The following is an 11,464-nucleotide window of genomic DNA, read 5'->3' on the forward strand; positions in this document are numbered from 1 at the left end:
TATAGAATTAATTTACTGCATTTGAGCTTTGTTAGTTAACTTAAGTGTTCTTGACTCTTACATTTTTAATCTTTTCTGGTTTTAAACGACAGAATATGTATTGTTACGCCTATCGCTATTCCAATAAGTAAGATTTTCAACCATATTGCAGTTACAAAAAATATTGCCGAAATGCTTATTGTTATCCATAAAAGTGATATGGAGGTGATTTTGACTTTTAAGGGAATAGCTCTGTGTATTTGAAAATCTTTGATATATTTTCCTAAATATTTGTGGTTTATTAACCAGTTATAGAGCCTATCGGAACTCTTTAAAAATAAAAAAGAAGATAAAAGCAAAAAGGGTGTCGTTGGCAGTATTGGTAGAAAGATTCCCAAAATTCCGAGAACCAATGAAATACAGCCGATAATTATAAACAATATTTTAATCATTCAGTCCCTCGTAAGAAGAAATACATTTTCTATATTCTTCCGGAATTTGTTTTGAAGTATAATCTTTATTAATTGCTACAATTACACTATGAGAAATAGTTTTTACTTCATCAGTATTGACGTCTATTAAATGTTGCCTCATCTTCATGCTTTTATTACCTATTTCGTAAATTTCCGATTTGCAAATAATACTATCATGAATTTTAACCTGCTTTTTGAAATCAATATTAATATTAACCAGAACAAGGTCGAAATCTGTCCAGTTAATTTTTTTGCTGAGAACATCTTCGATATAATTTGTACGTGCATAATCGAATAGATTGCATTGTGCGCCGTTGTTAACATGTCCGAAAGGATCAAGGTCGCTCATGCGTATTTGTATAGTAACAATATGTTTCATTAGAACAAATCCTCCACAACATTGAGTACATTATTTTCATCGGGATTCATTTCAAAAATATGATTCGGTTTCAGATAATGAAGTTCACGTGACTTTTTGAAGAGTTCTTCTCCGCCGCCTGTGATATTCAACATTATAATTTTCGATTTATCTATTTTTCCTTCCTTAACGGTCTTAATTAAACTTGCTGTTGCAACTGCCGCAGCCGGATGAATATCCACACCTTCAAGTTTCTTAAACAATTCACCGGTTTCTCTTGCGTCTGCATTGCTGATTGCCAGAAATTCACCATTAGTATCTTTCATCGCATCAAACAATCCGCCGGTTATGCCATATGGCGGTTTACGGTTTGAAAGAACCTTTGCGTCTATTTCTTCAACTTGCTTTCTGGCTTCATGTTCACAAAATGATAATAATTCCCTTGAGTTTGCTTTCCATGCATCAACCATAGGAATGAACGGAATATTCTGCGAGAGTATCAGTTTCATTTTCTTATTAGAGAATCTGCCGTCGGAAATTAATCTTAGATTTGCTTCCCAAGCTGCAATTGCTCCGGTTCCGCTTCCTACAGCTTGAAAATAATAATCGGGAATTTCTCCGATGAAAGTAGTTGCCGAAAGCATGGTTGTAGCCATGCCGTCTCTGCGTGCAATGTTTTTTGCCCCGCCCTCCGGATAAAATTTACTTGATTTTATGGATATATTACCGAGATGAATAGCATCGAAATAATCGCAACCGCTTTTAGAACAAATTAATTTCACACAATCATTCAACGGTTTGTCGAACCAAAGCGCATTCAAATTATCTTCAGGAACACAGAGAAGAAGCTGAATATTATTATCGGAACAAACCTTTGCAAAAGCCCTCGCAGTATTTCCGGCGGAAGCAACTACAAGAACGCCTTTCATTTCTTCAGTAATTCTTCCTCCGACAGAATATGCTTCGGTTTCTTTGAAAGAACATGTTGTCATGTTCGCTCCGATTTCAGGGAAATATCCGCTGAAAGTAATAAACAAATTATCCAACTTAAGATATTCTGCTAATCCCGTACTTTTGTATGTTACTGGAGCGCTGGAGCCGTTAAGAGTGCGGGAAACCGGAAGCCAGTCGGCAAACTTGTAAATTCCGTAAGAATCATCTTTCGGGATCATTTGTTTTTTCTCGTAAACAGCTCTTATTAAAGAGGGTTTCTCTCCTTTAGGATCATCAAGAAGCCAGCCGGTATCTTCAAATTCACGACCGTTTGCTACGTTGATTAATTTGTATTTTGTTGGGTTAATTTGCATAAAAATATTTTGATTGCAAAGATAGGAATTAGTTGAAAGTTAAAAGTTGAAAGTTGAAAGTTTTTTGAGAAGCCTTTTGTTGTTTTGATGCTTGTTGTTAATTAGATGATAGTTATGTAATTCTGATAATTAGAATATCTTGTTTGAAAAATAACTACGTTGTTTTAGAAATTGGCCGGTCCGAAACTCAAATTGCCAATTGTCAATTGGCAATTAATTTTTATCTTTGCAAATTACGCTGTAACCATTAAGATAATGAAATTATCAATAGTAATTGTTAATTATAATGTAAAGTATTTCCTTGAGCAATGCTTGATTTCGGTTCAAGATGCCGTTAAAGATATTCAAAATGAAATATTTGTTGTGGATAATAATTCTGTTGACGATTCTCTTGAAATGCTTTACGAACGTTTTCCGGATATTCATATAATTGCAAATAAGGAAAATGTCGGATTTTCAAAGGCAAACAATCAGGCTATACGACTTGCCAAAGGGGAGTATATACTTTTATTGAATCCCGATACTGTAGTTGAGCATGATACTTTTAAGAAAATGCTCAAATTTATGGATGAACATCCCGATGCAGGCGGGCTCGGTATAAAAATGGTTGACGGTAAAGGTAATTTTCTTCCCGAATCTAAAAGAAGCCTGCCTACTCCGGCAGTTTCATTCTATAAAATTTTCGGTCTTTCAACATTGTTCCCTAAATCCAAGAAATTCGGGAGATATCATCTCGGTTATCTTGATAATAACCAGACTCATGAGGTTGAGATTCTTGCCGGAGCTTGTATGCTTATGAGAAAGGAAGCTTTGGATAAAGTGGGCTTACTTGATGAAACATTCTTCATGTATGGGGAAGATATCGATTTATCATATCGAATTATTCTCGGCGGTTACAAAAATTACTATTATCCCGAGGCGCGTATTATTCATTACAAAGGCGAGAGCACCAAGAAGGGCAGTATGAACTATGTTTACATGTTCTATAATGCAATGATAATCTTTGCTAAGAAACATTTTTCCGGCAAAAACCTTAAGCTGTATTCTTTCCTGATTAATTGTGCAATTTATTTCAGGGCTTTCATTGCTATTGTTCAAAGATTCTTTAAAAAAATAATACTTCCGCTGATTGATGCAGGTATTATTTATCTGGGCTTTCTCTTGATTAAACATTTTTGGGAGCTTACAAAATTCGGTTTCAACGGGATTTACCCCGATTATTATGATTATGTTATTGTACCTGCGTATGTTCTCGTTTGGTTGATATTTATTTATTTATCCGGCGGTTACGACAAACCGTTAAAATTAATACGGCTTGTTCAGGGTGTTTTGATAGGAACTATCGCAATACTCGTTGTTTATGCTCTTTTACCCGACGAATTTCGCCATTCGCGATTTATGATTTTACTCGGTACGGTTTGGGCAACAATATATCTGCTTCTTTCGCGTCTGCTTCTCTCAAAAATTAAAAATTCCGGAATCCAACTCGCACATCAAGCTAAAAAAAGAATTGCAATTATCGGAAGTCCGTGTGAAACGGAAAGGGTTAACACCTTGTTAGATCAAACAGGATTAAGATCCGGACTTAGAATGTATGTTTACAATGATGATACAATTTGCAAGAAGAATAGCAAATGTGTGGGAAATATTTCTCAAATAGATGAAATCATTCATATTCATAAAATTGATGAGCTTATTTTTTGTGCTAAAGATATTTCTGCAAAAGATATTATTGATATGATGGCGTCTTTGAGAAAATATGATCTGGAATATAAGATTGCTCCCGAAGAAAGTATTTCTATCATAGGAAGTAATTCTATTAATACTTCCGGCGAGCTGTATGTTGTTGATATCAATACAATTAATAAACCTGCTAATAAAAGGAATAAAAGAATCTTAGATATTTTATTTTCTATATTTTTCCTGATTTTTTCTCCGATTTTGATTTTCATTGTCAAAAAACCATTAAAAATGTTTTCGGATATTTTTACTGTAATGGTTGGGGCAAAGTCTTGGGTTGGATATGATACTTCGGAACCGGAATATTATGAAAAATTACCTAAGATTAAAAAAGGAATTTTATCACCGGTTTACGTAATTGATAAATCGGTAAGAAGCTCAATAAATATTGCTGAAATAAATCTCCTTTATGCCAAAAATTATATGCTTAGCAATGACGTCAATATAATTTTTAAAGGAATAAGATATATTTAAAATCAATGATAAGATAAAGTTCAGACTTATTTTATTTTGATTTAAAGACTTGATAAAAAATAATTTAGTATGCAGATAAATTTAAAAAAACCGCTTGTTTTTTTCGATTTGGAAACAACAGGTTTGTCGATTACAAAAGACAGAATCATCGAACTTGCTATATTGAAAGTTAATACTGACAATTCGGTAAAAGAAAAAACATGGTTGATTAATCCTGAAATGCCCATTCCTCGAGAGTCGGCACTCATTCACAATATTAGCGATGAAGATGTTAGGGATAAACCGACTTTTAGACAAGTGGCAAAGGAAATTGCCGATTTTATCGGAAATGCGGACCTTGCCGGTTTTAATGCAATTAAATTCGATATACCCTTTTTGGTGGAAGAATTTCTAAAAGCCGGTATCGACTTTAAAGTCCGTGATAGAAAATTCGTTGACGTTCAAAATATCTTTCATAAGATGGAACCGCGAAACCTTTCTGCCGCATATAAGTTTTATTGTGATGGCGAAATTGTTGATGCTCACCGTGCATTGAACGACACAAAGGCTACTTACGAAATTTTTGTAGCTCAATTGGAAAGATATCAAGATACTGAGTATAAAGATAAATTCGGAAAAGTTTGTACGCCGATTGTTAATGATGTAGAGAAACTTAGCGATTTTACACATCAAACAAAAAGTGTTGACCTCGCCGGTTATATAGTTTATAATGACAACGGTCAGGAAGTTTTTACCTTTGGAAAATACAAGAATAGACCGGTTCGTGAAATTTTTGATTATGAACCGCAATATTACGACTGGATAGTTAAAAGTGATTTTCCGGAATATACTAAAAAGGTGTTGACGAGAATTTACACGGAGATGAAGCAGGGAAACGGGTTTAAACTTTTTTAGTGTTGTCTTGAAATACGGAGACATTTAGAATTTGTAGTTTTCTTAAAAGAAGTATAAGCTGTGAAAATAATTTGTGTAGGAAGTAATTATGCGGATCATATCAAAGAGATGCAAGCTGTCGGATTCAAAAATGAAATCCCGGCCGAGCCTACTATTTTTACCAAGCCGGATACGGCACTTCTCGTTAATAATAAACCTTTTTATTATCCCGACTTTTCTCGGAATATTCAATACGAAACCGAATTGGTAATTAAAATTGATAAAATCGGAAAGTATATTCAAAAGGAATTTGCGTCAACTTATTATTCGGAAATTGCTACCGGAATTGACTTTACTGCCCGAGATATTCAGCAAAAGCTTAGAGCTGAAGCAAAACCGTGGATTCTGGCAAAGGGTTTTGATAACTCTGCACCCGTCAGCAAGTTTATTCCCATCAATTCATTAAAAGACAGTAATGAAATTGAATTTTCATTAAAATTAAATGATAAAATAGTACAAAACGGCAATTCTAAAAATATGATTTTCGGCTTTGACGATCTAATTGTATATATTTCGCAGTTTATTACTTTAAAAATAGGAGATCTTATTTTTACCGGTACACCTTCGGGCGTTGGAAGTGTAAAAATCGGAGACAGACTCAAGACGTATATAGAAGATAAAGAAATGATGAATTTTGTTGTGAAATGATTTTGACAAACAGTGTTTTATACCCTTTGGAATGATAATGTGAAATTATAGAATTACAAGGTTACAGGATATTGTCAAATCTTCAAATTCGATAATATGATGGAAGAAAAAATTAAAAAGATATGTTTTCTGCAGGTTGCTCATTTTCCTGATGACGACAGGGTTTGGTATCATCAAGCTTTTACATTGGGAAATAGTGGTTTTGATGTTTCTGTTATTTCAACGCGTACAGATTCTTCAGACTTAGAGAATGTTTTCTGTTTTGACGATTCCGGAATGCCTAAAAAAACCGTTTGCAGAAAGGTATCCGATATTTTTATTAGAATCAAGCCGGATATTATTATTTGCGATAATCCGCTCGCGGTTTACTTCGCTTCAAAATATCAAAAAAAATATCAACAGGAAGTAAAAATCATCATTGATATTACCGAATGGTATCCATCGAAAAAAAATCTTGTTAATCTTAATAGAATAAAACGTTTTATGAAAAAAACAGCTCTGAAATGTTTAAATTTCTACAGCGGTTTTTTAGTCGACGGTTTTATTTTCGGAGAATATCACAAGGCGAAAATCTTTAAGAAATATTTCAGTAAAAAACCTTTTGTTGATTTGCCTTATTATCCTGATTTAAAATATATTGACAGAGGTAGAACCAAGGTTGATTTTTCTACATGGAAGGTATTGTATAGCGGCCCGTTGACTAAAGAAAAGGGTTTTTATAATGTGATTAATGCAATGAATGCTTGTGCTCTTCATAATCAGTGTTTCAATTTTGAATTGAATGTTATTTCAAATGGTAATCCCGATGATGAGCAAGAACGACAAATAAAACAATTGCCGAATAATATCGAAATAAAACTTCATAAATATTTCCCATTTGAACAGTTTTGCAAAGTGATTGCAAATTATGATCTGTATTTTGATTTGAGAGAAAAAGATGAGGAGAATAATAATTGCTTGCCTATTAAACTGTTTTACTATATTGCTTGCGGCAGGCCTGTAATTTTCTCCGATTTGGATGCAATTCGTTTACATGTATCTGAAATTTATGAAATGGGTAATTTGGTAAATCCGCAAGATTATAAAAATATTTCAAATATAATTACGGAGTATATTGCTGATAATGATAAATATTACAAACATTCGGCTGCCGGGTTAAAATATTCAAATGAAAAATATAATTGGAGTTTGATTTCGGAAAAATTTGTGAATTTCATAAAAAATGAGTTCGATTAATTTAAAAAAGAATATTATTGAAACAATTTTTGTAAAAGGAGGGATACTTATCCTGAATTTTGCAATAACTTTTTTTGTGGCTCGATTGTGGGGTGCGGAAGGAAAGGGTATTGTAGCTCTTTTTGTCGCAGATTTGGGAATTATTTCTATCTTCTGTAATATTTTCACAACAAGTAGTGTTTCATATTATTTAAAAAAAGTAGGACAGTCGAGATTAACAACGCAGGCTTATATTTGGGTATTTATTGCTTCGGGAATTTTAGCGTTGATAATGTCTTTTTTCGGAGAAAGCAACTTAATATTACTGCTGTTTATTGTTTCTGTATTATTGGGATTTGTAGTATTTCATTCATCTTTATTCATCGGCGATCAAAAAATTCCGTATTATAATCTTGTAACACTGTTGCAGCCATTGCTACTGCTCGCTTTTATGCTTTTCTTTTATTTTGTTTTCAATAACAAATTCGGTTATTACTCTTACTTCTATTCGCAAATAATTTCATTGACATTAATATTTTTTGTTGCAAAAATACTCACCAGAAAAATATTAGGTAAAAGCAGGTTTCATCTTGATAAAAATACAATAAAGGATTCTTTTAATTTCGGTTGGAAAACAGAGTTGAGCAATTTCCTGCAATTTTTGAATTACCGTTTCAGTATGTATGCACTATCATTTCTAAGCGGAACGGAAGGACTGAAATTAGTCGGAGTTTTTTCGATAGGTGTTTCTATTTCCGAAGCAATTTGGGTTTTTAGTAAAAGTATTTCGGTTGTTCAGTATTCAAATGTATTAGCTACAGGCGATTCTGAAGTTTCACGTAAGGAAACTGCAAAAGTTTCATATATAAGCTTATTAGCATCATTAATTTGTATAGCGATAATTGCAATTTTACCGGCAAATGTTTTTGTGTGGCTTTTCGGTGGTGAGTTTGAATATGTAAAGACAGTGATTCTACTTATGTCACCCGGAATTTTGGCAATATCTATTTCAAATGTTTACGGCAACTTTTTTTCTGCTATAGGAAAGTTGAATATTCTTATTATAAAATCGGCGGCCGGGCTGTTAGTTACAATAACTTTATCTTTATTATTAATTTCGAAGATGGGTATCACCGGCGCGTGCATTGTAAATTCGTGCGCATATATTGTTTCTTCGGTAATATTGATAGTTTATTTCTTTCGAAAGAGGTAATAATGCATAAATGTTGTAAGAATTAAGGATAAATTCCGGTCGGCATTTCGTTCGAAATGCCGACCGGAAAACTCATCAAACTTATTTTCCAACTTTCACAAAACTACAAGTTTTTATATCATTATCGGTTTTTATCTTTATAAGATAGAATCCGCTTTCTAAATCTGAAATGTCAAATAAGAATTTATCTTCTTGTATTGAGACATGTTTCAGAATCTTACCTTGCAAATCAAGCAATGTGATATTTGTCATATTGTTACATTCTATTGTGATGCTTGAATTTGCAGGATTTGGATATAAAATAACATCATTTGAAATATCTTCGATACCTTGGATATTTTTAAATCTTGCAATAATATCTATATTATCAGTAATATTAAAATTATATTGGTCATCGTTACCGACAATATTTTCGTTTATAATCCAGTTTTCAAAATTATGATTAGAAGCCGGCGTTGCAATTAAAATTACATTTTCATTATGATTATATGTACCGTCGCCGGAAACTGTTCCGCCGTTTACGGGTTCAATTATTATGTTAACGGTGTATGTGTTAATCTCGAATTGTGCGGTTAAAGAGCGGTCTTCCGAAACGGTAAAACTATATATGGCGTCGGTAGAAATAACTTCATCGTTTTGTGTCCAGTTAAGGAAAGTATAACCTGTGTTGGCGTTTGCAGTTAAAGTTGCAGTTACACCATAATTATATATACCGTTACCGGTTATATCTCCTCCTTCCGAAGGAAAAACATTTGCAGATATTGTATAAGATAGAATATTAAAGTTTGCTACAAGATTTCTATCGTTTTCAACTATAAAAGAGAATATTGCATCGGTAGAGACAATATTTCCGTTTTCTGTCCAATTAGCAAATTCATACCCGGAATTAGGAGTTGCAGTTAAAGTAACATCGGCTCCTTCTTCGTATCCTCCGTTTCCGGTAATACTGCCGGCATTTGAAGGGTTAATTGTAGCAGAAATTATATAATATGTTATAGTGCCTGTACTTACAGGGATTTCTTGAATATACGGTTCATATTGTTGGCGTGTAACAACAATCATAACATTATCCTCTTCAATAATAGGATTGTCGAGTATAACATCAACGCTTCCGGTTTCATCAACTACACCTACTCCGAAAAGTATTCCGTTTTGTGAAATAGCTACATAAGAACCTGCAATTGCGGAAACTTGAAAAGTGGTTGAGCCTTGCGATATTTCAGGTGCATGTGAAACAATATTAGGATCCGGTTTTGTAATATATGGCATTATAGAACCGTCGCCAAAGACGTGATAAGCTTGCCAGTAATATTGTGCGGTTACTGATCCGGTATATCCGCCAGTACGAGCATAAGTAACGGCAATATTCCCGAGATATAGAAGGGAGTTTACCGAGTTAAAAGCATCATCCGTAAACATTATATCATAAACACCCGTTGTTGAACCGGCGACAGAAGGAGACGTTCCGAATTGTACTGTATGAGCACCAACCGACCAGTAATAATCTTCGTACCAGTAAGAACTGGGAGCCGAACCTATATAAGCTACCGCACCTTTTTGTTGTGCACGTATCATAGCTTCAGCCAGACATACTTGGCTATATCCGAAGTTTGCGGCATCACAACAATTTCCGATAGCAATAAAATATTTATCCGTATTAGTTAATGAATTCACATTACTAACCGTAAAAGACGGATCCGACCAGGATGTGTTACTGCCGTGAGCCGTGTAATTGGCTAAACCAACTCCTGAACTTAAATGGTTATAACAACCTGTATATGGAGATGATAAATATGCATTCACATTGTTAAAACCATGTTCTGTATTTACATAATTGGTTGTAGCATAATTGATTGTCGGTTGCCCGACTCTATAATTCCACGAAGCATCTGCTCCGGCGATTAAAAGTACATTGTCAAGATATGATGGGTCTGCCATAGTGTATTTTTCATAAACAAGAGTCTTTTCCAAAATATTATTTAATTGATCTGTAGTTTCGGCCGACATTCTGCTGCAATACATATCAGGAAAATAATCATTATCAGGGGAGCTGTAATACAAATCCGTAACATGAGAAGTACTACTTCCGGATGTACTTGGCACTTGGCCAACATCTCCTACTAAAACCAAATACGTTGGAACTGTGCCGTTACTTACACCTTCATTATATTTCTGCTGAACAAAACTTCTTATTGTATTGTAAGTAGTGCCGATATCATCCGTATAATTTATATCAACATAAAAACCCTTTTGTGTTTTCCATAATAACCAGTCTTGTAAGGTTGTTTCATAATTGCGCGGAGCAATAACCAACATATGTACCGGAGTTTTGTATAGATCGGGATAATCATCATAAACACTCTTGTTAAAAAGTTGATTGTAAACAGGAACAAAATACGGACTGAATGTGCTCCTATATAATTGTTGTGTTTTCTCATAATTAGCATTCTCGAAAGTAACTTCAACATTTATATTATTATAAACTTTTATTGTATTGGTTGAAGGATTATAATTTACAGGATTAACTGATATCATTCCTACCCGTAGTTCCCTGATTTTTCCTAATTCTTCGACAGTTACTATTTCTTCTTCGTTATACTTTGAAGTTTGATAAGCTTTTTCGTCGTAGTTAAAAATTATATCCTCAGGTCCAGAATTTTTTGCAACACTTTCTTGCATAGGAAAAAGAACCGAAAGATTATAATCGTTGAGAGAATATTCCTTTACTGTATAATCTTTAATTTTTATTTTAATATTCGCATTTTCCGGAATGGCAATTAGTTTTCTGCTTGCAGGAAGAGCAGGAGCGCCGATTTCACCGTTGGGATAAGTGTTTTCCAAATACAAATCTGTAAATAGTCCGTATTCCGTTTCGATTGTTGTAAAATTTATTGCATTATAATTAAAATAAGCATTAAATCCTTCAATGCTGTTATTTCTGCATTGAATTTCATTGGGATTGCTGTTTAGATTCAAATTGTATTCCTGACTATAGGAAAAAAATGAAATTAATAAAATGCTAAGAGAAAGGATAAGTTTTTTCATATAAATTTAAATTTAATCTCACAAAAGTACATAAAAAAAGTCCGATATAAAAATATACCGGACTTTTTTATAAGAAATC

General features: G+C 33.6%; 9 protein-coding genes. 5 read left to right on the top strand and 4 right to left on the bottom strand.

Annotated elements, in window-relative coordinates; genetic code table 11:
- Nucleotides 1-65: 65 nt before the first annotated feature.
- Genes LBP67_10635 through LBP67_10645 form a run of 3 tightly spaced genes read right to left on the bottom strand, consistent with a single transcriptional unit; the run spans nt 66 to nt 2,117 of the window.
- Nucleotides 66-428 carry a YbaN family protein gene (locus LBP67_10635; GenBank protein ID MDR2085436.1) on the bottom strand — a complete coding sequence of 121 codons (363 nt, stop codon included), beginning with the start codon at nt 426-428 and terminating at the stop codon, nt 66-68.
- On the bottom strand, nt 424-831 hold the full coding sequence (locus tag LBP67_10640) for an acyl-CoA thioesterase (GenBank protein MDR2085437.1): 408 nt from the start codon (nt 829-831) through the stop codon (nt 424-426). Before LBP67_10640 ends, LBP67_10635 begins: the two co-directional genes overlap by 5 nt.
- On the bottom strand, nt 831-2,117 hold the full coding sequence (locus LBP67_10645; GenBank protein MDR2085438.1) for a cysteate synthase: 1,287 nt from the start codon (nt 2,115-2,117) through the stop codon (nt 831-833). The genes LBP67_10640 and LBP67_10645 overlap by 1 nt, the downstream gene beginning before the upstream one ends.
- A 255-nt stretch (nt 2,118-2,372) precedes the next feature.
- Here LBP67_10645 and LBP67_10650 point away from each other — a divergent pair, with 255 nt between their 5' ends.
- The 5 genes from LBP67_10650 (at nt 2,373) to LBP67_10670 (ending at nt 8,340) form a co-directional block, all read left to right on the top strand.
- Nucleotides 2,373-4,331: a glycosyltransferase family 2 protein gene (locus tag LBP67_10650; GenBank protein ID MDR2085439.1), complete on the top strand. Its 1,959-nt coding sequence runs from the start codon at nt 2,373-2,375 to the stop codon at nt 4,329-4,331.
- 69 nt (nt 4,332-4,400) lie between these two features.
- Entirely contained in the window at nt 4,401-5,225 is an 825-nt protein-coding gene (locus LBP67_10655) for a 3'-5' exonuclease (protein ID MDR2085440.1), read from the top strand.
- Nucleotides 5,226-5,285: 60 nt separating this feature from the next.
- Nucleotides 5,286-5,912 (top strand): fumarylacetoacetate hydrolase family protein, encoded by a 627-nt coding sequence (locus tag LBP67_10660; protein ID MDR2085441.1) that lies wholly within the window; start codon nt 5,286-5,288, stop codon nt 5,910-5,912.
- A 96-nt stretch (nt 5,913-6,008) separates the two neighbouring features.
- A complete protein-coding gene (locus LBP67_10665; protein ID MDR2085442.1) occupies nt 6,009-7,148 on the top strand; it encodes a glycosyltransferase in 1,140 nt (379 codons plus the stop codon).
- Nucleotides 7,135-8,340, top strand: coding sequence for an oligosaccharide flippase family protein (locus tag LBP67_10670; protein MDR2085443.1), 1,206 nt, complete (start codon nt 7,135-7,137; stop codon nt 8,338-8,340). Before LBP67_10665 ends, LBP67_10670 begins: the two co-directional genes overlap by 14 nt.
- 81 nt (nt 8,341-8,421) lie before the next feature.
- On the opposite strand, the gene LBP67_10675 is transcribed toward LBP67_10670, so the two are convergent.
- Nucleotides 8,422-11,385, bottom strand: a complete 2,964-nt coding sequence (locus tag LBP67_10675; protein MDR2085444.1) for a C25 family cysteine peptidase — start codon at nt 11,383-11,385, stop codon at nt 8,422-8,424.
- Between the last annotated feature and the right edge of the window lie 79 nt (nt 11,386-11,464).

The organism is Bacteroidales bacterium, from assembly GCA_031276035.1.
GTDB lineage: Bacteria > Bacteroidota > Bacteroidia > Bacteroidales > BM520 > RGIG7150.

Coding starts and splice junctions, on each gene's coding strand:
- LBP67_10675 (MDR2085444.1), bottom strand. CDS start 11,385: ATGAAAAAACTTATCCTTTCTCTTAGCATTTTATTAATTTCATTTTTT.
- LBP67_10665 (MDR2085442.1), top strand. CDS start 6,009: ATGATGGAAGAAAAAATTAAAAAGATATGTTTTCTGCAGGTTGCTCAT.
- LBP67_10655 (MDR2085440.1), top strand. CDS start 4,401: ATGCAGATAAATTTAAAAAAACCGCTTGTTTTTTTCGATTTGGAAACA.
- LBP67_10645 (MDR2085438.1), bottom strand. CDS start 2,117: ATGCAAATTAACCCAACAAAATACAAATTAATCAACGTAGCAAACGGT.
- LBP67_10640 (MDR2085437.1), bottom strand. CDS start 831: ATGAAACATATTGTTACTATACAAATACGCATGAGCGACCTTGATCCT.
- LBP67_10670 (MDR2085443.1), top strand. CDS start 7,135: ATGAGTTCGATTAATTTAAAAAAGAATATTATTGAAACAATTTTTGTA.
- LBP67_10650 (MDR2085439.1), top strand. CDS start 2,373: ATGAAATTATCAATAGTAATTGTTAATTATAATGTAAAGTATTTCCTT.